Annotated in this window: 22 protein-coding genes and 1 tRNA gene; 10 read left to right on the top strand and 13 right to left on the bottom strand. The window is 47.4% G+C overall.

From position 1 onward, the window contains the following. Positions 1–35 precede the first annotated feature (35 nt). From BM265_RS04015 to BM265_RS03995, 5 genes are all read right to left on the bottom strand, one after another. The gene (locus BM265_RS04015; RefSeq protein WP_074960215.1) at positions 36–530 is read right to left on the bottom strand and encodes an AAA family ATPase; all 495 of its coding nucleotides are present in this window, start codon (positions 528–530) and stop codon (positions 36–38) included. Positions 531–590: 60 nt separating this feature from the next. Beyond that, positions 591–2,192, bottom strand: a complete 1,602-nt coding sequence (locus tag BM265_RS04010; RefSeq protein ID WP_074960213.1) for a putative ABC transporter permease subunit — start codon at positions 2,190–2,192, stop codon at positions 591–593. Then, on the bottom strand, positions 2,185–2,895 hold the full coding sequence (locus tag BM265_RS04005) for an ABC transporter ATP-binding protein (RefSeq protein WP_074960259.1): 711 nt from the start codon (positions 2,893–2,895) through the stop codon (positions 2,185–2,187). The genes BM265_RS04010 and BM265_RS04005 overlap by 8 nt, the downstream gene beginning before the upstream one ends. A gap of 470 nt (positions 2,896–3,365) precedes the next feature. Continuing rightward, a tRNA-Thr gene (locus BM265_RS04000) sits at positions 3,366–3,438 on the bottom strand. A 54-nt stretch (positions 3,439–3,492) separates the two neighbouring features. After that, a complete protein-coding gene (locus BM265_RS03995; RefSeq protein WP_074960211.1) occupies positions 3,493–3,957 on the bottom strand; it encodes a hypothetical protein in 465 nt (154 codons plus the stop codon). 239 nt (positions 3,958–4,196) lie between these two features. On the opposite strand from BM265_RS03995, the gene BM265_RS03990 reads away from it, so the two are divergent. The 10 genes from BM265_RS03990 to BM265_RS03945 all read left to right on the top strand — a co-directional run bounded on the left by BM265_RS03990 (position 4,197) and on the right by BM265_RS03945 (position 15,914). Next, positions 4,197–4,544, top strand: a complete 348-nt coding sequence (locus tag BM265_RS03990; protein WP_074832072.1) for an Asp23/Gls24 family envelope stress response protein — start codon at positions 4,197–4,199, stop codon at positions 4,542–4,544. Positions 4,545–4,595: 51 nt separating this feature from the next. Next, complete coding sequence (locus tag BM265_RS03985) at positions 4,596–6,251, top strand: DAK2 domain-containing protein (RefSeq protein ID WP_074960209.1); 1,656 nt, start codon at positions 4,596–4,598, stop codon at positions 6,249–6,251. A gap of 207 nt (positions 6,252–6,458) precedes the next feature. After that, positions 6,459–7,265, top strand: coding sequence for a helix-turn-helix transcriptional regulator (locus tag BM265_RS03980; RefSeq protein ID WP_074960208.1), 807 nt, complete (start codon positions 6,459–6,461; stop codon positions 7,263–7,265). A 40-nt stretch (positions 7,266–7,305) separates the two neighbouring features. Beyond that, positions 7,306–7,884, top strand: coding sequence for a 5'-deoxynucleotidase (gene yfbR, locus BM265_RS03975; RefSeq protein WP_074960206.1), 579 nt, complete (start codon positions 7,306–7,308; stop codon positions 7,882–7,884). A 119-nt stretch (positions 7,885–8,003) separates the two neighbouring features. Continuing rightward, the gene (locus tag BM265_RS03970; protein ID WP_074960204.1) at positions 8,004–10,007 is read left to right on the top strand and encodes a lipopolysaccharide biosynthesis protein; all 2,004 of its coding nucleotides are present in this window, start codon (positions 8,004–8,006) and stop codon (positions 10,005–10,007) included. A 20-nt stretch (positions 10,008–10,027) separates the two neighbouring features. After that, positions 10,028–10,276 carry a YdbC family protein gene (locus BM265_RS03965; protein WP_024857565.1) on the top strand — a complete coding sequence of 83 codons (249 nt, stop codon included), beginning with the start codon at positions 10,028–10,030 and terminating at the stop codon, positions 10,274–10,276. Positions 10,277–10,599: 323 nt separating this feature from the next. After that, positions 10,600–11,847, top strand: a complete 1,248-nt coding sequence (locus BM265_RS03960; protein ID WP_074960202.1) for an ROK family transcriptional regulator — start codon at positions 10,600–10,602, stop codon at positions 11,845–11,847. A 50-nt stretch (positions 11,848–11,897) separates the two neighbouring features. Continuing rightward, the gene (locus BM265_RS03955) at positions 11,898–13,175 is read left to right on the top strand and encodes a bifunctional folylpolyglutamate synthase/dihydrofolate synthase (protein ID WP_074960200.1); all 1,278 of its coding nucleotides are present in this window, start codon (positions 11,898–11,900) and stop codon (positions 13,173–13,175) included. A gap of 21 nt (positions 13,176–13,196) precedes the next feature. After that, positions 13,197–13,709 carry a phosphodiesterase gene (gene yfcE, locus BM265_RS03950; RefSeq protein ID WP_074960198.1) on the top strand — a complete coding sequence of 171 codons (513 nt, stop codon included), beginning with the start codon at positions 13,197–13,199 and terminating at the stop codon, positions 13,707–13,709. A 129-nt stretch (positions 13,710–13,838) separates the two neighbouring features. Continuing rightward, complete coding sequence (locus BM265_RS03945) at positions 13,839–15,914, top strand: EAL domain-containing protein (protein WP_074960197.1); 2,076 nt, start codon at positions 13,839–13,841, stop codon at positions 15,912–15,914. A gap of 91 nt (positions 15,915–16,005) precedes the next feature. Here BM265_RS03945 and argS read toward each other — a convergent pair whose 3' ends face one another. The 8 genes from argS to BM265_RS03910 form a co-directional block, all read right to left on the bottom strand. Then, a complete protein-coding gene (gene argS, locus BM265_RS03940; protein WP_074960195.1) occupies positions 16,006–17,766 on the bottom strand; it encodes an arginine--tRNA ligase in 1,761 nt (586 codons plus the stop codon). A 14-nt stretch (positions 17,767–17,780) separates the two neighbouring features. Beyond that, entirely contained in the window at positions 17,781–18,221 is a 441-nt protein-coding gene (locus tag BM265_RS03935) for a YwiB family protein (RefSeq protein ID WP_177219537.1), read from the bottom strand. Positions 18,222–18,272: 51 nt separating this feature from the next. Continuing rightward, positions 18,273–19,094, bottom strand: a complete 822-nt coding sequence (gene murI / locus BM265_RS03930) for a glutamate racemase (protein ID WP_074960191.1) — start codon at positions 19,092–19,094, stop codon at positions 18,273–18,275. Further along, on the bottom strand, positions 19,087–20,172 hold the full coding sequence (locus BM265_RS03925) for a D-alanine--D-alanine ligase family protein (RefSeq protein WP_074960189.1): 1,086 nt from the start codon (positions 20,170–20,172) through the stop codon (positions 19,087–19,089). The genes murI and BM265_RS03925 overlap by 8 nt, the downstream gene beginning before the upstream one ends. Before the next feature lie 214 nt (positions 20,173–20,386). Beyond that, positions 20,387–20,872 (bottom strand): GNAT family N-acetyltransferase, encoded by a 486-nt coding sequence (locus BM265_RS03920; RefSeq protein WP_074960188.1) that lies wholly within the window; start codon positions 20,870–20,872, stop codon positions 20,387–20,389. A 130-nt stretch (positions 20,873–21,002) separates the two neighbouring features. Continuing rightward, positions 21,003–22,688 carry an RNA polymerase sigma factor gene (locus BM265_RS03915; RefSeq protein ID WP_074960187.1) on the bottom strand — a complete coding sequence of 562 codons (1,686 nt, stop codon included), beginning with the start codon at positions 22,686–22,688 and terminating at the stop codon, positions 21,003–21,005. Continuing rightward, positions 22,675–22,821 carry a hypothetical protein gene (locus BM265_RS19945; RefSeq protein WP_177219536.1) on the bottom strand — a complete coding sequence of 49 codons (147 nt, stop codon included), beginning with the start codon at positions 22,819–22,821 and terminating at the stop codon, positions 22,675–22,677. Before BM265_RS19945 ends, BM265_RS03915 begins: the two co-directional genes overlap by 14 nt. Before the next feature lie 547 nt (positions 22,822–23,368). After that, positions 23,369–24,577: an ATP-binding response regulator gene (locus tag BM265_RS03910; RefSeq protein WP_074960185.1), complete on the bottom strand. Its 1,209-nt coding sequence runs from the start codon at positions 24,575–24,577 to the stop codon at positions 23,369–23,371. Between the last annotated feature and the right edge of the window lie 41 nt (positions 24,578–24,618).

The raw sequence follows: 24,618 nt of genomic DNA, 5'->3' as shown, positions 1-24,618 counted from the left end.
TTTTATCTGCTCAGATAAATCATAAATTGTCAGCATCATAGAGCAATTATTTCATCCGCTATTTCACTAATAGTCTTATTGCTTGTATCGACTTTTACAGTGTTAAGTGCTGAATACTTATAGATTCTTGCAAGACTTCTCTCGATGACATCTGCGGTACGGATTCCACGTGCAATGTCGGAGGATAAACGATTCCGCAGATTTATTTCGTCAATTGTAAGAGAGATTTTTATGACTTTGCAATCTTCTGTGTCCAGTCTATCGGTTATAGAGTCAATAATAGTCTGCTCGTGCATAACCCAGCAAAAAATAATGTTTTCATATACAGTGCAGTGGAGAAAGCTGTTTAACAAATAGCAGATGTTACGCATGACCATAACTTGCGTTTCTTCTGTCACCTGAAAGGGGTCTGCATCCCAACACCAGTCCCCATCAAGAAAAACGCTGTTCGGCAAATCCTTTTTCAACTGCTGGCTTACCGCCGTTTTGCCGACACCCATCGTTCCGCCAATCAAATATAATGTCTTCATTTTGACCTCTCTAAATTTTGATAATTAATTATATCACTGCTTTGACGCATTGTCGATGGACTACCCCCGCTTTTCGGCTAAGGACATGGCTCTCAGGTACGAAAGCAGAGCCAGTACAGCGGTTATGGGTATCAGTATTGCGGTTACAAGCAGTGGGGACATGATGGTGCCAAGGTATACCACCAGCACGGTAAGTCCCATGGTCACGAACATATTCGGGAACAAATATATGACAACTGCTGTGCCCTGCTTGATGACTTCCACCTCGTTCTCCCAGTCAAGGCGCATATGCTTTATGCCGCATACACAGCCCCATGCGCTGGAAAACGCACACAGGCATATCACCAGCAGGATAAGCAGCAAGGTGTTCAGTAATGATGCCTTTGCCGATATGCTGAAAGTCAGGGTGGCGAAGACCGCAAAGGGGACTGTCAGGTACATATTGAAGAGCATCTTGCCCTGATAGAGCGTCTTTTTGCTGATGGGCAGGCTTTGCACTATCCAGTAGTTCTTGCCTTCGAGAGAGGGGGTGAATGCCGTTGTAGCTACCATTCCCACGAAGAAATATGCGATAAATGGCAATGCGGGGATAAGCATCTCTACAGTGAGGGGCGAACCTTTTGTCATGGAGCTTAAAACTTTCTGAGGGTCGATAAACAGCACCGCAACGCCTGCCACAAAGCACATTATCTCGCCGATAAGAGCGTTGGTCATGTATACCACGGAGCCTGTCATGCGCCTGAATTCCTTGAAAGCTATGGCGTTCACAAGGTTTTTCTGCTTCTGCTCTTTCATCACGAATCCGCCGGAAGCCGCGTGTGATCTCAGTGCGGAGTTTATCTTTCGGTATGACCTGCCCACGGGGATAAATGTCACGATGAACAGGACTACGGTCACGGCTGTGAAGATAAGCATATGCAGTACATTCAGGTCGGTGACAGCGCCCTTGAACCACTTCATGGGCAGATAAATGCGGCTTGCCTTGTCGGTGGTGGCGGAGAGGGTGTTCAGCGTATCTTTCACCTTATTGTTCTGGAACATATCCTGCAAGAAGAATCTCAGCCCGAAACACAGCCCCACAAAAGCTATGGAGATGACTGTCTGGGCGATGGTCTTGTTTTTGAAGCCCGAGCCGAGCCTTGCGATGATAAAGCCGATGAATGCCGCCGCAAGCATGGGTATTATGGGCAGAAGGAGCGAGAGTATCAGCCACAGGGGATAGACTATTAACGAGGGCTTTGCGTATATGCCGTATCCTGCCAGCATGGATACCGAAACGCTCATATACCATGGCAGGCTGGTGATATACATATACATGAACTTGCACGCCGCGATGTTTTTCGGCTCAAAGGGCAGTGACATCAGCATATCGTATTCCTTGAAGCCGAAGAGGTATCCGTTTGTTTTGAAGAGGGTGAAGACGAAAGCCAGCAGGGATATCACCATGGCGCACATATCGGGGATAAAGGCTGTCAGCCCGAATTTGCCGTAACCTATGCAGTTTGCCACACAGTAGCACATCAGCATGAGATACAGTAACACAGCCCCTATCCAGCTTCCTACTATCTTACCGCGCTTTTTCTTGTCCTTACAGTGTTTATAGCAGTTGGCTCTGCTTGTGGACTTCAGCAGAGTTCTGAGCAAAATAATATTCTTATTCATCTGCTACCTCCAGGAAAACATCTTCCAGCGATTCGCCGCGGGTGAGTTCTTCCATCGTTCCCTGAGCGATTATCCTGCCATGCTTGATGATAGCCACCTTGTTGCAGAGCTTTTCGGCAACGTCCAGCACATGGGTGGAGAAGAATATGGCTGTGCCTTTTTCGCATATCTCGTGCATTATCTGTTTGAGTATGAAAGCGGCTTTGGGGTCAAGTCCCACAAAGGGTTCGTCCAGCACAAGAAGCTTAGGTTCGTGTATCAGCGCCGAGATTATCGCCAGTTTCTGCTTCATGCCGTGGGAATATGAGCTTATCAGGTCGCCGAGAGAATCTGTTATCTCGAACCTGTCTGCATAATTCTTTATGCGCTGCTGTCTTTCAGATGCGCTTATGCCGAAGACATCGGATATGAAATCAAGGTACTGTATACCAGTTAGATTCTCGTAAAGGTCGGGATTATCGGGGATATAGGCGGTTATCTTCTTACATTCGAGAGAGTCTGTCTTCACCGAATGACCGTCGATGAAAATATCCCCCTCGGTGAAATCCAGCACCCCCACCACAGCGCGTATGGTGGTGGATTTGCCTGCGCCGTTGTGACCGATGAACCCGTAGATATCGCCGCTTTCAACGGTTATGGACACATTGTCCGCGGCTTTTTTGCCCTCTCCGTAGGTCTTGGTGTATCCTTTGATCTCCAGCATAGCTTTTTTGTTTGCCATAAGCTTACCTCCGTTATTTGTTCTCTCTGTATATTTATTTGATATCATAATGATATCATATTTTTCGTAGTTTGTCAATAGGTGAGTATAGGGCGGGGGGATAATGTTATCATAATCTTTTTCACTATCACCCTTTTGCCCCCAAAAAGTTGTACGTTTTTGTACAACTCTTGCAGAAATATGTCCGGGTTAAATCAAAAAACAGTTGTCTGTACATAGGGCGATGGGTCTTTTGGAGGAGGATATACAGAAGATATAGGGTCATTTTTGAATTTGTTGATCAAAAAAAGGCATAAAAAAGCCCTTCTCAGGGCATAAAGCAACAGCCCGCTGACACAACATAACGTCATGCCAGCGGACTGCGCTTACCAATTCAATTAAACCAAGATAAGGATGTTATCCGATCCTTATTAGTAAACACCCCCGGGAAGACCCGATGGTGTTAACCATAAAGCTGGTGACGGGATTCGAACCTGCGACCTGCTCATTACGAATGAGCTGCACTACCGGCTGTGCTACACCAGCGTATATATCATCCTGCGGGGCTTTCGTCCCACAAGATGTATTTTGTTTTATCGTTTACCAGGTCTGATCGTCATCCTCGATGTGACCCAGAATAAGATCTCCTGCCGCGATAGCCTTTCCTCTGACATATGCTGCCAGCGATGCCACATCTATGGCACTGAGCTCTTCTGCCAGCTGATCTGCGGTGTCACTGTCTATCTTATACACAGGCACCTGGGGCATATTTATCTGGGGTGCAAATTTGAAAGAGCGTATCTCTTCCTCATTGTTCAGATCTACATGATAATCCTTGGGCATGGGATAAGACTCTTCCTTGCGGGGCTTTCTGATGAGCTCCACCTTGGTCAGCCATACGTTCAGCCTGTTGTAATCAGCACTCAGCTGAGGAAGAACATCATTATCGGCATAATAAAGAAAAAGCGCAGCCAGATCGCTCATGATGAACGTGCGGTCAAGACCGAAGTCATTGAAAAACACATGACGAAGCGCACAGCTGAGACAAAACCTGTTTCTTGCCATAATAAGCCCTCCTTCAAAACGAAGATGCATCTGTTCAGTCAACTTTAATATTATACACTACTTTAGCTGATTTGTCAAGTACGGCACCGCCAAAATTACCGACCACTGCCGCCGATGCTGACAGTCCTGTGAAAATGACTTAACAGTATGATAAAAATTCTATACAGCACTTGCAAAATTTAAAGGTATATGTTATAATGTAGCTTGATAGATTTTGTTTCACCAAGGGAGGCGTTTGTATGATCAAAATAAAAAATCATCTCGGTACTATTGGCGTATCCACCGGCTATCTCAGACAGCTGATATCCAATACTGCCGAAAATTGCTTCGGCGTTGCGGGACTGAACGCATACGGCGCTAAGCAGGGCGTTAATGCCATGCTCAAAAGACAGAATACCACTAAAGGCGTGATAATCTCGCAGGACGGCGACGAGCTTGTGGTCGATCTGCATATCACCGTTACATACGGCGTTAATGTGGGCGCTATCGTTGACAGCATAATACATAAGGTAAACTACGTGCTGACTAATGAAGCAGGTATAACAGTCAAGTCAGTCAACGTGTATGTTGATGAGATGACCGACTGATATTTCGTTGTTATACGGTCTGTCCATATCATAGATTAGGAGGAACTGATAGTGATAAACGGAAATATGCTGCGCCGTGCTTTCATCAGCGGTGCGCACAGTATCACCAATAAAAAAAGGTCTGTGGACGAACTGAATGTATTCCCCGTTCCTGACGGCGATACAGGCTCAAATATGTCCATGACTATAAATAACTCGGTCGCTGAACTGGAAAACCTTGACGATAACGTACCTGTAAGCACTGTTGCCAGCACTGCGGCTTCCTGCCTGCTAAGGGGCGCAAGAGGAAACTCGGGCGTTATACTCTCCCTGATATTCAGGGGATTCTCCAAGGGTCTTGCAGGAAAGACCGAGATGTCCGCAGAAGACCTTGTAAATTCCCTTGAACTTGGTGTTCAGGGCGCTTATAAATCGGTTATGAAGCCCACAGAGGGCACTATACTCACAGTTGCAAGAGAATCGGCTGAAAAGGCTAGAGAAACACTTAAATCCACCAATGACCCCAGAGCAGTCATGTCAGATGTCTGTGACCAGGCAAAGAAAACTCTGGACAATACACCAAAGCTTCTGCCCGCACTGGCTAAGGCAGGCGTTGTTGATGCAGGCGGCATGGGACTTCTCATAATCTTCGAGGCTATGCGCGATGTGTTCAACGGCGGTGATGTGGTAGTTCAGGAGGCTCAGCCCGCTGAAAAGAAGACCACCGAAGCTGAGGGAGCTGTTACGGTAGATACATTCTCGTCCGTAGTAGGTCAGTATGATACCGAGATTCACTTCACCTACTGCACCGAGATGCTGATAACCAAGAAGCCCGACTGTGACGACCCCACCAAGCTGAGAGCTTATCTTGAAACTATCGGCGACTGCGTAGTCGTGGTCGATGACGATGAGATAATCAAGGTACACGTTCATACCAACAACCCCGGCAAGGCTATCGAGAAAGGTCTTGAATTCGGTTATATAAACTTCCCCAAGGTGGAGAACATGAAGCTCCAGCACGAGAAGGAGCAGAAGAAGGCAAAGAGCTCTTTCGTTCCCGCTGAGCAGACCAACGAGTTCGGATTTGTGGCAGTAGCAGCAGGTAACGGCATCGAAACTCTGTTCAAGGATGTGGGAGTTGACTGCGTAGTAAAGGGCGGTCAGACCATGAATCCTTCCACACAGGATATCCTTGAAGCTATCATGAGCTGTCCCGCAAAGACTGTATTTGTTCTGCCGAACAACAAGAATATCATCATGGCGGCAGAACAGGCAGTAAAGCTTGCTGACAGAAAAGTATGCGTGCTCCAGACAAGAACGATACCTCAGGGTATGTCGGCAATGCTGGCATATGACCCCGATGCTGATTTCAATACCAACCGTATCGAAATGACAGCGGCTATCGAGAGGGTATCCACAGGACAGATAACCTTTGCGGCGCGTGATTCGGATTACGAGGGTCACTCCATCAAGCAGGGCGAGATACTTGCGATGGACAACGGCAGGCTTTCCTTTGTCGATAAAGACCTTGCTAAGGCGGCATTCAAGCTGACGAAGAAGCTTGTAAAGGGCGACAGTTCATACATCACCATAATCTACGGTGCAGACGTTACCGATGATGCGGCTGAAGCGCTTTATAAGCAGATAAGCAATAAATTCTCCAACCTTGATGTAAACCTGATAAACGGCGGACAGCCTGTTTACTACTACATTATTTCAGTTGAATGATAATAGAAGCACCTCCGAGAACGGGGGTGCTTTTTTGCGGAAATTTAGCGGAGAGTGTGTGGAAAATGCCAAGGAAGAGAGCTTTGGCAGTTTCCGATTATTTACTTCTGTCTCTTTTATTGTACAGCTAACTTTCACGCGTTCATCTTGTATTGACATCCGCCCATGCCGGTGCTATAATTGTCTCATGGAAAGCGGGGTGCTGACGTGGATTTTTTTGCCAATGAACTTGATAGCCTCAAATATCTGGTGGCAGGCAGTCTTATTGCTGAGGACGGCTTTCTCCATATGCGCCGTGTGCTGGATTGCCATGTGCTTATACTGGTGCTTGAAGGTACTCTATTTATCACTCAGGATGACAGAGAATTCGCCGTAGGTGCGGGCGAAACTATACTGCTTGCCCGCGGGCTGGAGCATTTCGGCACAAGGCGCAGTGAGGGTAGATTGTCATATTTGTGGGCGCATTTTTGTACAGAAAGCCAATGGCAAACCACCCCTCCCGAAAACTATGCCTGCCATCTCCCCGAAAGCTTCACTGTCGCCAACACAGGCAGACTGCGCAGGCTTTTCGATATCATGCTTGATTGTTCACGCCGCGAAGACACCACAGCCCCCGAAATGACCCTATGTGCGCTGAAAATGCTCCTGCTGGAATGTTCCTATCAGGCGGGCATTGAAGAACAGGGCATCAGCCCCCTTGTGCGGGAGATAGTTATGTGGGTGCGGCGAAACTGTCACCGCAGGCTTACGGTTGCCGATATCGCTGAAAGATTCCACTATTCACCTGATTATATCTCAGCGCTGTTTCGTCGGGAGATGGGTGATTCGCTGTCCGCTTTTTTGAACAATTGCAGAATGGAGCTTGCGAAAGACCTGCTATCCGAGGGGACTGTCAGTATCAAGGAAGTCGCCTATTCCTGCGGTTTCTCTGACGAGAAATACTTCACGCGAGTATTTCGCAAAACGATGGGCATGACACCCACCGAATACCGCTCAAAGGGCGGTGGAGAGTGAACCCTCAGCCATATGATAACAAGATAAGGAGTACATAAATATGGACAGATTTTTTGCTGTTATATCACGTATGAAATACATAAACCGCTGGGCGCTGATGCGCAATACCATCAAGGAGAATATCAGCGAACATTCCCTTGAAGTTGCTTTCATCGCCCATGCCCTGGCACTTATCCGCAACGAACGCTTCGGCGGGAACGTTAATGCCGAAAGATGTGCGCTTCTGGCGATGTATCACGATACCACCGAGATAATCACAGGTGACCTCCCCACACCCATAAAGTATTACAGCAAGGAGATAAAGGGCGCTTACAACGAGGTTGAGGAAAAGGCGAAAAACACCCTTATAGGCTATCTTCCCGATGATCTGAAAAAGTATTACGAGCCTCTGCTTTCGCCCACCGATGAGGAAGAGGAGCTCTGGAAGCTTGTCAAAGGCGCAGATAAGCTTTCGGCGCTGATAAAGTGTATCGAGGAGCGCAAGATGGGCAATGCGGATTTCGCTTCGGCAGAAAAATCCACCATCGAAGCTATACACAAGCTTGCTATCCCCGAAGTTGAGGTGTTTATGGAAGAATTCATACCCGCCTACGATCTCACTCTTGACGAACAGGCTTGACCCTACGCATAAAATCCCATTCACTCTTGGAGAAAATTTGTTGATAAAATTCTTGCAATAATGGCGGATATGTGTTATACTAATATAGTATCTCTATTAAACAATGAGGGAAAGAAAAAATGAGTGAAAAAAGGATAGGTTCAAGCTACGGCAAGCTGATGATGAACACCATCGTCTTTGCCATCGGCTCATTCAGCTCGAAAGTGCTGGTGCTGCTGCTTGTGCCGATATATACCAAACATCTGACACAGTCAGAACTTGGCAGGACTGATTACCTCACCCAGATAGCCAACTGGATAATCCCCCTCGCTACCATGACCATCAGCGAAGCTATAATACGCTTCGGATTGGACAAGGCTTACGATAAGAAAAAGGTATTCACCATCGGAAATGTGGTGTGCGGCGCGGGTATGCTGATATTCGCGGCGCTTCTTGGACTTATCAGCCTTATCGGGGTGGCGGATAAATGGATAAGCGGCTACGCGGTTCTGCTGTTTTTGTATGTATTCATGTCGGGCATAAAGACGTTGTATACAACATTCGTCCGGGCGATGGAAAAGGTGCAGCTGTTTGCGTTGGCGGGCATAGTCGCCACGTTCTTCACGCTGTTTTTTATGGTACTGTTCTACCTTGTGCTGCCGGAGGATTTTCTCGGGGCGAACACGGGTATCCAGAAGTACCTGCTATCCACCATATTATCCGATGCGATAACCGCCGTATTCGTGACCATAGCGGCAAAACTCTGGAAGTACATCGACTTCAAGTTTATCGACAGGGAACTTCTGCAGACGATGCTTCAGTATTCAGTACCGCTGATACCTGCACAGCTGCTGTGGCTGATAACCAACAGCTCCGACAGCTTCATGACCACCTACTATATCGGTGAGGACAGGAACGGCGTGCTTTCTGCGGCGTATAAGATACCGAACCTTGTGGCTACGGTGTATATGATGTTCGGGCAGGCGTGGAATATGTCTGCCATAACCGAGAACGATTCCGAGGACAGGGATAAGTTCTACGAAAAGGTATTTGATTTCAACCAGAGCCTGCTTTATATACTGGCGGCAGGCTGTCTGCTCATCGTACAGCCGATAACGATGGTGTGGATAGACAGCAAGTTCCGCGAATGTGTCAGGTATTCGCCGCTGCTGATATACTCCACCATATTCTCGTGCCTGACCACGTTTATGGGCAGTATCTACCTCGCCAGCAAGCTTACAAAGCGTTCGTTGTTCACCAGCCTTATATCGGGCGTTATAAACGTGGGGCTGAATATCGTGCTGATACCCACAATAGGTCTGTACGGTCCGCCTCTTTCGACTATCGCCAGCTACATGACCGTGTTCATTATACGTGCTATAGATTCTAAAAAGATAGTGCCGTTCAAAATGGATATCCGCAAGATGATAGTCAGCAACGTGCTGGTCATGATGATGACGGCAGTCCTCGTCAAAGAACCCGACCTTATGCACCACAGACTGCTGTACCTTGTGGTACTTGCGCTGTTCTGTGCGGTGTTCGTTATCAATATGGAATCCATAAGCAGCCTGTTCTTCCGCTTTATGCCGAAGCGCATAGCTGAAAAGGTAACGAATCTGGGCACTAAGAAGCTTTCGCTGATAGCCGCGGGAGTTGTGGCATTTGCAGGACTCAACCTGCTGTTCAAGTGCGTACCGCTGATACTTGTGCTGGCTGCGGGATATGCCTTTGGTATAAAGCTGGATGCGCCAAAGATATTCCTGTTCTGTCAGGTGCTGTGTTCGGCGCTGATATGGCTGCTTTTCAGCCATATATTCGGAGCGGGAGTGCTGTTCATCATGTGCGCCGCACCCATAGTTATGTACAGGAAGAAGCGCTATATCGCCATGGCAGTGGCATCTTTCGATCTTCTGCTTGGTGCGCTGATACTAAGTGATCTGGGCTGGTTCCTGTTCCTGATACAGCTTATCGCGCTGATAATAGTATACCGCAAGTCCATAGATGAATTTGCACTTGATTATATCGAATTCGGCACTCTGGGACCGCTGGACAGGATCACCGGCATGATACCGGTACGCCGCCGCGGCAGGAATGCCGTTAAAACAAGCGAACTGCCTGAAAGCAATGAAGCTGACAGTCAATAATACATTAAGGAGAGATAAATATGGCAGAACTGAAATTTGAGATCGTGGAGCACGTAGGTGTGCTTTCCGAGAACGCTAAGGGCTGGACCAAGGAACTGAACAAGGTAAGCTGGGGCGATCACCCTGCAAAGTATGATATCAGAGACTGGTCACCCGACCATACAAGAATGGCTAAGGGCGTAACACTTACCGATGAGGAGCTGGCTACCCTTAAGGATATCCTCAACGGCGAGGTAGAGGACGATATTGACGAATCTCAGATGCTGTAATATCGTTATAGTTAACGACATTAGAAATTGCACTTTGAAAACGAGTAAAAGTTCGATATATGCTTTTGCGAAGTTTGCAAAGTAGCAATTTCAATGTCGTTTACTATAAATAATATGTTCAGTATTATCCCACAAATTTCTCATGGAGGTTTGTGGGATTTGCACTAAACGAGAAAGAAAGTTAACAAATTGTAAAACTTGACACGATGGTTAAATGCTAATTGAATGTTCATATTTATTTAATAATTATCTGATATAATTAAATCCAAAGAATTATATTAAACTTTCTTACAATAAATATATGGTTCGGAGGGAACAGGGATATGGAACAGCATGGTATCAGTAAGCTTGACCTGAAAAGGCGCAACAGGATGCAGGTCCTCAAAATTCTGAAGCAGAGGGGACCTACGTCGCGAATAGATATCGCAGGCACTTTGGAACTTACCAGGGCAGCTGTAACTATTATTACAAATGAAATGATCGAGCAGGGCATCATCCAGGAGATAGGCGAGTACAAGCACATCACCGAGAAAGCGCCCCGCGGCAGAAAGAAGATACTTATAGATATCAACCATCACTATAAGTTCGTTATCGGCGTAACTCTTGAAGAGGACATAGTCAGCGTGGGCCTTTCCACTCTGGCAGGCGCAGTTCTTGATAAGAGAAATCTTTCGATCGATCATACCATCGAGTACAATGCAATTTTCGACTTCGTAAGGAAGTCCATAAAGGAAGTACTGGCTGATAACTGCCTGGATAAGAACTCTATCCTGGGCATAGGTTTCGGCGTATTCCCCACAATGTATGAGAAGCTTGGCGTTGAAGTCAAGGACGGTATCCCCGATTATTCAAAGGTACGCAACCTTATCAGGGGCTATACCGATCTGCCTCTGGTGTTCGATAACTCTGTAAAGGGCACCGCTATGGCGAACATCGACTTCCTCAAGACCAAGGATCCCAACAGACAGAATATCGCTTTCCTGCAGTACGGCAATAATATGAACTTCGTTGTGACAAACCTCAACGAGCCTATCGTTTCGTATGATAACAGAACAGGCTTCGTTGATAAGATGATCATCAATCCTTACAGCGAGAGAGTATGTGAAAAGTGCGGCAGACGCGGCTGTGTTGAGAACGAGATCACTCCTTCTGCTACATTTGCAAAGCTGAGCGAGGTATACTCCCCCGATAGGACACCTTACCTCTATGAGGCATCCAAGGGCAGCTTCAAGAACATTAAAATGGATATGGTGCAGACAGCATACGATAAGGACGATCCTGCTGTCAAGGAAGTTATCGACAGCGAGATCAAGCTGACCGCTGTGCTGATAAACAACCTGTATTTCTCCACCAATCCTCAGAAGATAGTTCTGCACCACTTCACAAACCACACTAACAGCGAGGTGGATTTCAACCGCATCAGAAATGCCCTCAACGAGATAGGTGGTCCCCTGGTTGCAGGCAAGATCGAGACTTCTATAATCGAAGACAAGCACCGCTTCCTGTCGGGCTGCGCTCTGGCTATCAGAGAACTGTTCTTCAACCGCGGCGGCTTCGATGCAAATTCATAATAAAATCTTCCCCGAGGGTCGAACTCTCGGGGATTTTTTGGGAGAAAACAATGTTTGAATACAGTAACGAAAAGGCAATAGAATACATATTCGGGTTCTCGCATTCGGGAAAGCCCGTGAAAGATCTTAGCCGCATAAAAAAGCTGATGGCGGCTATAGGCGACCCGCAGGACAGGCTGAGATTCGTGCATATTGCGGGAACTAATGGCAAGGGTTCGACTGCGCGTATGTTTGACGGCGTATTTGTCCGCGCAGGGCTGAAAACAGGGCTTTTCACCTCACCGTTCATCATCGAGTACGCCGACAGGATACAGGTGAACGACAGAAATATCGACAGAGAAGCCCTTGCAAGGTTGGCGGGCAAAGTTCATGAGGCGGTGTCACAATTCCCTGAAGATACGGGCTTTTCGCAGTTTGAGATAACTCAGGCGATAGCTTTCCTGTACTTTGAGGAACAGGGCTGTGATATCGTGGTTCTTGAAACAGGGCTGGGCGGTCTGCTGGACTGCACCAACATAATAACTACGCCCCTGCTGACCGTAATTACCAAGGTAGACCTCGATCATACCGCCATATTAGGCGATACTGTCGCGCAGATAGCCGCACAGAAAGCAGGCATAATCAAAAGGGGAGTGCCTTGCGTACTCAGTGCGGGCAACACCGAGGAAGTCAGGGCTGTGGTGGCAGATAAGGCGAGTGAGATGGATTCGAGCTTTGTTATACCTGACAATGATAAACTATCAGTACAAAATTCGGGGCTTGACGGAACGGACTTCACCTACAAGAACAAAAACTACCATGCTTCCATGGCGGGCATACATCAGACGGATAACGCGCTCTCTGTCATAGAGGGCTGTGAGATACTGCGTGGTGAACTTGGTCTTTCCGATGAAGATATCCGCGAGGGTATAGCAGATGCTGTACTGCCGGGCAGAACGGAGATACTTTCACGCGAGCCCCTTGTAATGCTGGACGGCGGTCACAATCCCGATGGAGTGCGTGCACTTGCAAAGGTCATAGCAGGGAAGCGCCCTTGTCATGCGGTAATTGGTATGTGCCGTGACAAAAATCTCCACGAGGCGTTGAGCGTGCTTATTCCTCACGTTGACAGCTTCATCACCGTTGACGGCTTCTCCGACCGCGCCGAAAATGCGTCGGAGCTTGCAGAGCTGATAAACGCTCTTGGCGGAAAAGCAGTGCCCGCTGAAAACAGCCTGCTGACCGTGATAGAAAATATGAAACAGCAGGACTCCGATGGGCTGACACTGGTGTGCGGCTCGCTTTATCTGGTCTCGGCTGTGCATGAGATCTACAAAAATAAAAACTGATTTGATAGAAAGTGTGATAATATGAAACTCTTTATAGCTTCCGATATACATGGTTCGGCTTACTGGTGCGAGAAAATGCTGGCGGCATTTGAAAAAAGCGGCGCTGAAAAAATGCTCCTGCTGGGGGATATCCTCTACCACGGACCCCGCAACGACCTGCCCGAGGGCTATGAGCCCAAGAAGGTCATTGCCATGCTGAATCCACTGAAAGAGAAGATGCTCTGCGTGCGCGGCAACTGCGATACCGAGGTTGACCAGATGGTGCTGGAATTCCCGATAATGGCTGAATATGCTTTCATCTATGCCGATAATTTAACAATATTCGCTACCCACGGACACAAGTTCAACTGTGATGCGCTGCCCCCTATGAGCAAAGGCACGATACTTCTCCACGGACATACACACGTCCCTGTTATCAAGGATCACGGGGATTTCACCTATATCAACCCCGGCTCTGTGTCTATCCCCAAGGAGGGTTCTGATCACAGCTACCTGATTCTGGAAAACGGAAAATTCACATTCGGAAAATTGTAAAAAAGCCTGTTTTTGTATTGTGCAAATCTTATAAAAATTTTATAACCTCTTGAATAAATTATAAAAATGTGATACAATTAAGAAAGAAGTAAAATTCGCTGTGTCATCACTGTTCAAGGGGGTGAGTGAATGGAAGAGAATAACAGGCTTAAAGCCGGCATCTGCTGTGTTGATTTTACAGCAGGCGGTAAGATAGTCTCTGTAGACGATGATTTTTTCAGCTTTACAGGGTACAGCCGTGATTATGTTCTGGAAAAGGAGCTTACATTCTACTCGCTTTTTGAAGAGAATGAACGTGAAAAGATCGAGGAATATATCGACAGCATTTCAGATGACAACAGGGCTTTCTGCGTAAGACTGCCCATAACTGCACGGGACGGAGAATCCATCTTCGTGCACTGCTGCGGCATAATCAACGACAGGAGCCGTGTTGAGGTGGTTTTCACCAACTGCAGCTGCCATGACAGGCTGGAAAACGAATATAAAAAGCTCAGGCGCAAGGTGGAGGAACAGCGGGATAAGCTGCATATGGTGGCTGAAAATACCGACGATGTCTACTACGATTACGATGTCAAGCGTGATATCATGCACCTGACCGTCAGCATCACAAGGTTCAGGCTGGATTATGACAACACTCTGGAAAACTTTCTGGGCAGCAGGGCAGCGGAGGAATTTCTCCATCCCGAGGACAAGGATGCCTATTTTGAAGCCTGGGAGGAAGCTCTGCAGAAGCCTATGAAAGGCACTATGGAGTTCAGGACAAAGGCGTATGACGATGATTACTGCTGGTACAGCGATGCGTATATCAGCTTTGCGGACGAATCTGGCAATGTTACCGAGGTCTTCGGCAGGCTTTCAAATATCCAGAAGCTGAAAGCTCTGGCTACCAAATCCGACAGTGATACCGAGTATATCAAGTTCCTGCTCCAGTCCGATCAGCTGACGGGGCTGTACAACCGCAAGGGCTTCACCCAGCAGGCGACAAATATGCTGGCGAAGCGGGAGAAGGATATGGTATATGCCATAGTGTATACGGATATCAATGAGTTCTCCTACGTCAATGAGAACTTCGGATATGAGACAGGCAACGCTATGCTTAGGGATTATACCGCCTGTCTGCGCGGCGGTGCAAGCTTTGTTATAGGTTGCCGCCTGTATTCTGATTTCTTTATATGCCTATGCAAGGCGAACACAAGGGCAGCGCTGATACGAAGCGTTGAACAGCAGAACGTAAGGTTCACCACGATGCAGAAGAAGAAATTCCCGTCGGGGGATATCCGTGTCGCCTGCGGAATGTATATACTTCCCGAGGGTGAGATCGAACTGAACACCGCCATCGACAATGCTAACCTTGCAAGGCGCAGCGTTAAGCATTCCAGCAGCATACTATGTGGAATATATTCTCAGAGAATGAGAATGCAGAAGCTCTACGAGCAGTCCATCTGCAACGAACTGCACGCGGCTATCAAAAACAGGCAGATAGAAATGTTCCTGCAGCCAAAGTTTCATCTTGAAAAACGTGTTATAATCGGCGCTGAAGCTCTGGCAAGGTGGAGAAATCCCAACGGCACGTACAAAATGCCATTTGAGTTCATTCCCGTGCTGGAAAAGGTGGGCTATATCGACGAGCTGGATTTCTTCATATACGGCGAGGTACTTCGCACCCTTGAAAAATGGAAGTGCGACGGCAAGCGAGTGCTTCCGGTATCGGTGAATTTCAGCCAGCATCATATTACGCAGCCGAAATTTGTTGATAATATCATCTGCACGGCGAATCTATACGATGTTGACAGAGGAGATATAGAGATTGAGATCACAGAATCCTGCTTCTCGGGAGATACTCAGGCACTGTTCTCGGTGATGGACAAGCTCAGGAACGAGGGATTCAAAGTCAGCATCGATGATTTCGGCATAGGTTATTCCACTCTCAGCGTGCTGATGAAAGCCCCTGTGGATATCGTGAAGATAGATAAGTCCTTCATAGACAATATCGAGCAGAATGAGAATGACCGTGATTTTGTTGCGAATATGTGCAGTCTTATCGACACCGCCCAGAAGGATATCATCTTTGAGGGCGTTGAGACCGATGCTCAGGCGGCTATCCTCTGCCAGAGCGGCTACACCAAAGCACAGGGCTGGCTCTTTGATAAGGCTATGCCTTTGGGCGACTTTGAAGAAAAGTATATGTATGACGATAAAAAATGATATAACAGGCTGCTGTACGGACAGCAGTCTGTTTTTAATGCAGAAAAAGCACTCTCCCGCGGGAAAGTGCTTTTTATTATCATAAGATCATTTACATACTCTCGGGACAGCCTATCTTCAGCATATCCAGTATGTTCTTGATTATCTGCTTTACAGCCATGGAGAGTGCAAGTCTTGCCTGCATAACGTTCTCTTCCTCGCCCTTGATACGGCAGGCATTGTAGAACTTGTGGTACAGTGTAGCGATATCTACCGCGTACTTGGTCACCTTTGCAGGGTCGTAAGCCTTTGCAGCTTCGGTTATGGTGGTGGGCAGAGTTGCCATCAGCTTGACAAGCTCCAGCTCCTCGGGTGTGCTGAGAGCTTCAGCCATATCAGCAGTAAAGGGCTTGGCTTCGATGTTCTCCTCTTTCAGCTTCTTGATGACTGAGCATATACGTGCGTGTGCGTACTGAACGTAGTATACGGGGTTCTGGCTGGAATTTGAGATAGCCAGGTCAAGGTCGAAATCGAACTGTGAGTTGGGCTCACGCAGGTTGAAGAAGAATCTTGCCGCATCTATCGGTATCTCTTCCAGAAGAGTATTCAGTGTGATAGCCTTGCCCGAACGCTTCGACAGCTTGTAGGTCTCGCCGTCCTTTACAAGTCTAACCATCTGCATGATGACAACATCCAGCTTCTTCTCGTCAACGCCCAGAGCTGTCATGGCAGCTTTCAGACGGGGGATATAACCGTGGTGGTCAGCGCCGAAGATATCTATCGCCTTATCGAACTTTCTTACAGCCAGCTTGTTGTAGTGGTAAGCGATATCGGGTACGAAGTAGGTGGGTATGCCGTTGTCGCGGACAAGAACTCTGTCCTTTTCATCGCCGAAATCGGTAGTCCTGAACCACAGCGCACCGTCCTGCTCGTAGGTGTATCCGCCTGCTTTCAGCTTTTCGATAACTTCCTGTACAGAGCCGTCATTGTGCAGTGTGCTCTCTCTGAACCATGTATCGTAGCTTATGCGGTACTTAGCAAGGTCTTTATGCAGACCATCGATATTCTTGGGCAGAGCGTAATCTACCAGAGCTTTCTTGCACTCCTCTTCGGGCTGTGCAGAAGCTATCATGCCGTATTCGTCAAAGAAATTCTTTGCATGGGCAATGATATCCATGCCGAGGTATACATCATCGGGCATGGGGAATGTTTCAGAATCTTCGTATATGGTCTTGCAGAAAGCGTCTATATCAAGGTTCTTGGCAACTATCTCCTGACCCTTGTCGCTGCATATCTGCATATATCTCAGTCTCAGGGACTTGCCGAACTTCTCTATCTGGTTGCCTGCATCGTTTATGTAGAATTCTCTCTCAACTTCATAGCCTGCATACTCCATAACAGCCGCCAGACAGTCACCGATAGCGCCGCCTCTTGCGTTGCCTATGTGCATAGGTCCTGTGGGGTTAGCGGATACGAATTCCACCAGAGCTTTTTTGCCCTTGCCGAAATCTGTCTTGCCGTACTCGGTACCCTCATCGAGAACTGCCTTTACTACCGAGCCGAACCAGCCCTTGCCGTAGTAAAAGTTTATAAATCCGGGACCTGCTATCTCGACTTTATCGAAACAGCTGCCCGTGGTACCTATCTTGCCGACTATTGCCTCCGCGATCTTTCTGGGAGCGCTCCTGAAAGGCTTTGCGCATACCATAGCCGCATTTGTGGAAACGTCGCCGTTCTTGGGGTCGGCGGGTATCTCAAGATTGAAAGCGGGCACAGCCTCAGCGGGGAATACCTCCTCGGCCACCAGCTGACCCAGTGCGTTCAGCACCAGTTCCCTTGCCTGCGCGAAAGCTTCCTTTATCAAATCCTGCATCTTACTTCCTCCGTTTATCTCAGTTTAAGTTGAATATCTATATCAAAGGTGCCTATCAGTCCCGAATTGACATCTACCACATACGAGAAAGACAGCCTGCCTCCCTCATCTGTGAGCTTATCGGTAATCTTACGTGCCTCAACGCCCACTTCAAAATTGCCGTAAAGCGTACCGTAGACACAGTGATGCTTCTCGCCGGGTTCTATCACCAGTTCAGAGGATACATTTCCCCGCCTGGACATCACCACTTTTTTCTTGCCGAAGCTCTCTATCTTCGTGATACAGCCCTCGAAGCCCGTAGCTTCGCTCTCTTCATACTCTATCAGATAGCCGTTTGCGGTCTTTTCGTATGTTCCCACCGAGAGCACTTCTGTCTGCTCGTAGTTCACGGGGTCATCGTCAAAGTCCTCGTACTGACGGCTGATGAGTATGATATCAACTTCTTTTTTATCCAAGCTCATTCTCCTAACATCGGTCAGCTTATTTTACTTATCCTGCCAAATGCATCAGTGGGCTGTCAGCACACATTTCTCCACCGTGCCCGTAAAGCTCTCTCCCAGAAATCTTTCCACGTTTTCCGAGAAAAGTTCGGGGCTGTCGGTGCAGTAAAGCTTCTGACTACCCTGCTCCTCACGGTCTGCAAGCTCATCGCTGTATGTGAGGGTCTTGACTGCGAACCTTGCAAGCTCGGCACCTGCTGATATCAGCTTAACGCCGTCACCCATGATGTCCGAGATAAGGTCAGCCAGCAGTGGATAATGTGTACAGCCCAGTATCAGTGTATCCACCTGTTCGCGCTTCATACATTCAAGGTATTCCTCTGCGAAATATCTGGTAGGCGCACAGTCCTTGCTGATATAGCCGTTTTCCACCAGCGGCACGAACATGGGGCAAGCCTTGCCTATTACCTTAGCGCTCGGGTCAATGCTTCTGATCACCTTGCCGTAGCTTCCGCTCCTGATAGTAGCACCTGTAGCGATAACGCCTATCCTGCCGTTTTTGGTAGATGCGCAGGCAGCATGGGCGGCGGGCATTACAACTCCGCTGTAGCTGGGTTCGGTGTTTCCGCTGAATTCGGGGCTGGACATTATAACAGAAGATGCTGTGCCGCAGGCAACAAGTATCATCTTTACGTTATGTCCCCTCAGAAATTCCATATCCTGTGCGGTGTATTCAGCTATCGTTTCCTTGCTTCGCGTACCGTAGGGGACTCTCGCGGTATCGCCAAGATATACTATATCCTCATGGGGCAGGAGCTTTGTGAGCTCCTTAACGCAGGTAAGTCCGCCCACGCCTGAATCGAATACACCAATAGGTGAATTATTCATAATCCACTTCCGATCTGTCGAGGGCAAGCTTTATCAGCCTGTCTTCCTGCTCGGGATAGCTTATGCCAGCGTGTTCCATCAGCATGGGGAACATACTGATCTTGGTATGACCCGGCAGAGTGTTTATCTCGTTGAGGATTATTTCGCCCTTGTCGGAAAGGAAGAAATCACATCTTGAAAGACCTGCACAGCCCATAGCCTTGTAAGCCTTAACAGCTGTCTCTCTGATAGCCTCGATCTTATCAGCGTCAATCCTTGCGGGTATGTAGGTCAGTGAACCCTCGTCATTGTACTTTGCGTCATAATCATAGAATTCGTTAGCAGGGGATATCTCGCCAACTGTTGAAGCGAAAGGCTCATCGTTGCCCATAACTGCACATTCAAGTTCGATGCCTACGATGCCCTGCTCAACCACAACTTTCTGGTCATGAGAGAACGCCGCCTTGATGCCTGCTTTCAGCTCATCGTAGTTGTGAGCCTTTGAGATACCCACGGAAGAACCGCAGTTAGCTGGCTTAACGTACATGGGATAGCCAAGCTCCTTCTCCATCTGTGCGCACTTTTCATCAAGCTGCTTCATATCGCGGTATATCATGCTTATCCACTTAGCGGTGCGTATGCCGTGAGCTTCAAGTATGGTATGTGTAACATCCTTGTCCATGCAGCAGGCAGAAGACAGAAGATCACAGCCCACAAAGGGTATCTCAGCCATCTGGAATATGCCCTGTATAGTACCGTCCTCTCCGTTTTTGCCGTGCAGTACGGGGAATACAACGTCAACCTTTATATTGGTGTAGCTGCCGTCATCTTCCAGCTGTATAAAGCCGCGGTGTACGGGGTCGGGGCTGAATATGCAGGCAGCGTTGTCGGGATTCTCAGCCCAGCTGCCGTTCTCGATATCCTCCACGCTTCCCATGAATCTTACCCAGTGACCCTTTTTGGTTATACCTATGCAGATTATCTCATAGCGGTCGGAATTTGCGCTGATACTGCGTATAACGTGAGCCGCTGAGACTACCGATACATCATGTTCATTGGATTTGCCGCCGAAAATGACAGCAACTTTAAGCTTTGCCATAATAATACGTCCTTTCGTGTACATACTACGTCAATTTAATATTATAACACATTTTTACGCTGAATGCAAACACTTATTACAATGAAATAAAAAGTTTACAATTTGCAGAGGTTTCTCACGCAGGATAAATACCAATAAAAAAGCTTTACCCCGAAGCATTATAAAGAACTTCGGGGCATGATTTTCCTGTCATGATAACTGAAAGGACAGATATCTATTTTATTATTTCGTAAAACACGATGGTCATTCTATCGTTGATTGGCATTTCATTGCCGACCAACTTAAATCCGCATTTTTCATACAGGTGACAATTGCCCGCTTCCTGCTTGATGGTGGAAAGTCTCCAAATATCGGCATTTTCGTACATATCAAAGAGCATTTTTATGACCCTCTGACCTATCCCTTTGTTCTGGTATTCGGGAATGATGAACAGTGGACTTATACGGTAAACGTGCCTGCCATCTTCAATACCGTCATCGACTACCCTAACTCCACCCACAGGCTTTGAGCCCGCATTTATGATATAATAATCCGTGTCTTCGCTTTTAAGATTGGCGATGACTTTTTCGATGGGCTCTTTTGCAGGGCTTGTTTCATCGTCTTTATAACGCTCATACAGCGGCAGAAAAGAAGAATACTTCAACGCGTGTATCGTCTTTTCATCGCCCGGTTTTGCTAAGATTAGTCTGATATCTTCCATGGTGCAGTCTCCGTAAATTTATTTGTCATAGTAAATATTATACTACCGGTCGGCATTGTTGTCAACAGAAAAGCCATAGTATCTCCGAATGCAAAACTGGGATACTATGGCAAATGCTTGTGTTTCAGGTTTAATAGTCTACAAAAATAAGTCCGGCAGAACTTATTTTTACGCCATTGTATGTGTTATATATATGTGCGTAGTCGCAAACAGGGTCGATACCGAGTTCAGTAAGGTCTATCATGGGGATATCGGTGGTACCCTCGTTTTCAAGCTCTATCTCATCTAACTTCTGATCGATGAGAGCCTTTTCTTCATCTGTTAATGCAAAGTGCAGCTGCCATACTCTGTAGTTTATCCAGGGATAAGCGAAGCCGTCGTTATAAAAATGCAGACTGCCGTTGGCATCTTTTATCTGGCTGTATGTCATGCCAACGCTGATACCCTCGCCGAGAGGTTCGTTACCCTGTACTATCAGTTCGCGGATCTCCTCACCGTCGAGCACTATCTTCTGATCTCCGTGCCAGCGATCGTATGTATCAAGAGGTCCGCTGGGCTGACCGTCTTCGCTTCTGCCGTCAACGATGTATACGTAGTTGGGGAAAGCTTTACATCTTATACCGTTCACAAGTGTGTAGGAATAGGGTTCAAGTACCACTTCAAAATCATTGTTTGAAAGCTCTCTCAGCTGAGAATTTGTCATGCTGAGAAGCTTTTGGGGAGTCATCTCCACGGGCTGAGTTTCTTTCTTTTCTTCGGGAACTTCAGTAGTTTCGGGAGCAGTCTCCACAGGTGCGGAGGTGTTCACTGCCGCGGTTACATCGATCCCATTGGAAGCCGGTGCAGGTTCTGCGTAGTTCTCGGCGGGTTTGGACGATGTATCATCTGCCTTGCTGTTTTCGGGACGGCTTGCGGTATCCTCAGCGGAAGATGCATCGGAGAGAGAAACTTCTATCAGCTCTGAAGCAAGTGTATCAACAGTGCTTGAATCATCTGCTTCAGCCGAAACAGCGCTGGAATCATGAACCCTTACGTTGCCTGCGATATCTGCATTTTTGTCCATGCGGCTAAGGCTAACTGGAACGCCCACAGCTATAACAGCCGCCGCGGATATGCCTGCAATCTTGCCGACCAGCGGGATACTGCTTAATGAAGCGCCTGATCTTGTCACCATAGCTGCCGCTTTCTTAGGTGATACTGTTCCGCGCAGCAGCTGGTTCATGGGCACAGCCGAGAGTACGATGCCCTTGCCAGCCATTTCCTCGATCTTGCTTTTCAGCTTCTTGCGTGCACGGAAGATCTTTTGCTTTGCAGTATTCTCGGGGATACCCATGGTCTTAGCCACATCAGCAAGGCTCATATCATTATAATAGTACAGTATCAGTGCCGATTTCATATCGGGCTTCAGGCTGTCTATCATGGATTTCAGCTGCCTGGCTCTGTCCTTGTCGGTGGCATAGTCCTCGGGAACCATTACGGGTTCGTTCAGGCTGTGGCTTTCCATAGCGGCTTCAAATTCCTCATCTGTATCAAAATATACATCGCTCTTTCTGCTGCGGAACATATCCGTACATCTGTTGTATGCGATGCTGTGAAGCCACGATACGTAATTTTCGGGCTTTTCCAGAGAATCGATCTTCTCCATAGATTTTAAGAAAGTATCCTGTGTTATATCCTCAGCCGCTTCCTTGCTGTCAACATTTTTCAGCACAAAGAAGTAAAGTCTGTCGTAGTATTCTTCATAAAGAGCCTTGAAAGCATTTTTATTTCCTGCCTTTACCTGTTCGACCATCTCGATAAGCTCATTCTTTTTCATCCGTGTTTTCCTCCTCATTGATCTTTGTTTCCAGTTTTTTCATTAATATTTCTTTCTCTTTCTCTGACAGTGCAGTATCTTTCTGCATCTGTATGAGCAAACGTCTGAACATCTCATCTATCGTGATATCCATACTGACCTCTCTTTTCTTATGATCCCTGTCATCTCCATTTTAGCATTTCCGGATGTGTTTGTCTACGTCTTTCTGTAAATAAGACGGGTGAAGTTTTAGCAGGGTTACACTTTTTTGAAAAAATTTTTTTCGGCGCACCGACCTCTCTATTTATTACTATCCATTGTTCTAACATTGTTTTTACCGATCGGATCTATGTCTCTCTGTTAATAAGACGGGTGAAGTCTGAGCGAGGTTACACTTTTGGAGAAAAATATTTTTGAGGTAAAAAAATATGCGTATCGGGAGGGGATACGCATGGGGGATATCGGGTTTCAGGGGAAGTTGGTGATGTGTTTGAAAATTTTTTGCAAATGGAATACGGAAGCCACCGTCAGCAAGGCTTGCTGTTATAGGAGATGCCTTACAGTCAAGACACAAAAGTGGTGGCAACAACAAAATCAGAGCGTATGCAAAACCAATTGCATACGCTCTTTATATCTGTGTATAATTATTGCCGCGCCTTTTGTCAGTGCGGGAAGTTTGTTACGCTTTTTGTTTCCGCCCATTATTTCAGCAGCTTTGCCAGCTCCGTATAAAGCACTGTCGGAATGACCGGCTTCGCGATATGCCTGTCCATGCCCGCCTCTTTTGAACGCTCCATATCCTCGGGATAAGAATTTGCACTCATTGCTATCATCTTTACTGTGGAACTGTCGCTGCGTTCAAGGGCGCGTATTTTGCCTGCGGCTTCAAGGCCGTCCATCACAGGCATTTTTACGTCCATAAGTATCACATCGTAATATCCGATGCCCGATGCCATGAACTTTTTCAGGCACTCATAGCCGTTGGCGGCAGAGTCCGTTTCAAAGCCCACACGCTTCAGCAGCTTGACTTCCAGTATGCGGTTTATGGAATGATCGTCCACCACAAGTGCACGTTTTCCACTGAAATCATAGCTAATTTCGGAGTTGTTCTCGTTAGCTTTGCCGCCCGATGCAGGCTCACAGTCGATCTCAACTACAAACTCAGTGCCCACGCCTACCTGGGATTTCACGCGGATGTCTCCACCCATCATATCCACAAGATTCTTGACTATGGAAAGACCAAGTCCCGAGCCCTGTATCTCCGCTGTTGCGGCGGTCCTTTCCTGGGTGAAGGGCTTGAACATATTCTTCGTGAACTCCTCTGACATACCGATGCCATTGTCCTTCACGGTGAACACCGTCCTCACCTTGCCGTTGCCCGCCGCCATCTGGGACACTGTCAGCACTACCCTGCCCTTTTCGGGGGTGAACTTCACCGCGTTTGAAAGCAGATTCAGCAGTATCTGCCTGAGTCTCAGCTTATCAAGCACCAGCGTATCAGCGAATATATCGTGAAATTCAGCCGCAAATTCGATGCCCTTCTGTTCAGCCTGCGGCGCCATTATGGAAGTCAGGTTCTCCGCAAGGGCTTCAAGGGAGTAAGCCTCGGGATAAAGTTTGAACTGACCGCTCTCGATCCTCGCCATATCCAGCACTTCACCTAGTATCTCTAGCTGATATTCGGCTGATTCCCTTATCTTTTTGAAATATTCCTTAACCGCCCTGCCTGTGGATTCTTCCTCACCAAGTCTTGCAAGACCTATTATGGAATTCATCGGTGTGCGTATCTCATGGCTCGTGCGGGACATGAAAGATGTTACCGCTTCATAGTTTCTCCGCGCCCGCGATAGTTCCCCTTTCAGCTCAGCGACCTCTTTCACCGCCGCAAGATATTCCTCCTCGGTATGCAAAAAAACACCTCCCCAAAATATTTATACTATTATAACACAAT

The organism is Hominimerdicola alba (genome assembly GCF_900112155.1).
GTDB classification, from domain to species: domain Bacteria; phylum Bacillota; class Clostridia; order Oscillospirales; family Ruminococcaceae; genus Hominimerdicola; species Hominimerdicola alba_D.
Note: the sequence above shows the minus strand (reverse complement) of the source record. Positions and strands in the feature narration are given on the sequence as shown.

Bases quoted from the DNA above. Each gene is read 5' to 3' on its own strand.
- BM265_RS04015 (WP_074960215.1), bottom strand. From the start codon at position 530: ATGAAGACATTATATTTGATTGGCGGAACGATGGGTGTCGGCAAAACG.
- BM265_RS04010 (WP_074960213.1), bottom strand. From the start codon at position 2,192: ATGAATAAGAATATTATTTTGCTCAGAACTCTGCTGAAGTCCACAAGC.
- BM265_RS04005 (WP_074960259.1), bottom strand. From the start codon at position 2,895: ATGCTGGAGATCAAAGGATACACCAAGACCTACGGAGAGGGCAAAAAA.
- BM265_RS03995 (WP_074960211.1), bottom strand. From the start codon at position 3,957: ATGGCAAGAAACAGGTTTTGTCTCAGCTGTGCGCTTCGTCATGTGTTT.
- BM265_RS03990 (WP_074832072.1), top strand. From the start codon at position 4,197: ATGATCAAAATAAAAAATCATCTCGGTACTATTGGCGTATCCACCGGC.
- yfbR (WP_074960206.1), top strand. From the start codon at position 7,306: ATGGACAGATTTTTTGCTGTTATATCACGTATGAAATACATAAACCGC.
- BM265_RS03970 (WP_074960204.1), top strand. From the start codon at position 8,004: ATGAGTGAAAAAAGGATAGGTTCAAGCTACGGCAAGCTGATGATGAAC.
- BM265_RS03965 (WP_024857565.1), top strand. From the start codon at position 10,028: ATGGCAGAACTGAAATTTGAGATCGTGGAGCACGTAGGTGTGCTTTCC.
- BM265_RS03960 (WP_074960202.1), top strand. From the start codon at position 10,600: ATGGAACAGCATGGTATCAGTAAGCTTGACCTGAAAAGGCGCAACAGG.
- BM265_RS03955 (WP_074960200.1), top strand. From the start codon at position 11,898: ATGTTTGAATACAGTAACGAAAAGGCAATAGAATACATATTCGGGTTC.
- yfcE (WP_074960198.1), top strand. From the start codon at position 13,197: ATGAAACTCTTTATAGCTTCCGATATACATGGTTCGGCTTACTGGTGC.
- BM265_RS03945 (WP_074960197.1), top strand. From the start codon at position 13,839: ATGGAAGAGAATAACAGGCTTAAAGCCGGCATCTGCTGTGTTGATTTT.
- argS (WP_074960195.1), bottom strand. From the start codon at position 17,766: ATGCAGGATTTGATAAAGGAAGCTTTCGCGCAGGCAAGGGAACTGGTG.
- murI (WP_074960191.1), bottom strand. From the start codon at position 19,094: ATGAATAATTCACCTATTGGTGTATTCGATTCAGGCGTGGGCGGACTT.
- BM265_RS03925 (WP_074960189.1), bottom strand. From the start codon at position 20,172: ATGGCAAAGCTTAAAGTTGCTGTCATTTTCGGCGGCAAATCCAATGAA.
- BM265_RS03920 (WP_074960188.1), bottom strand. From the start codon at position 20,872: ATGGAAGATATCAGACTAATCTTAGCAAAACCGGGCGATGAAAAGACG.
- BM265_RS03915 (WP_074960187.1), bottom strand. From the start codon at position 22,688: ATGAAAAAGAATGAGCTTATCGAGATGGTCGAACAGGTAAAGGCAGGA.
- BM265_RS19945 (WP_177219536.1), bottom strand. From the start codon at position 22,821: ATGGATATCACGATAGATGAGATGTTCAGACGTTTGCTCATACAGATG.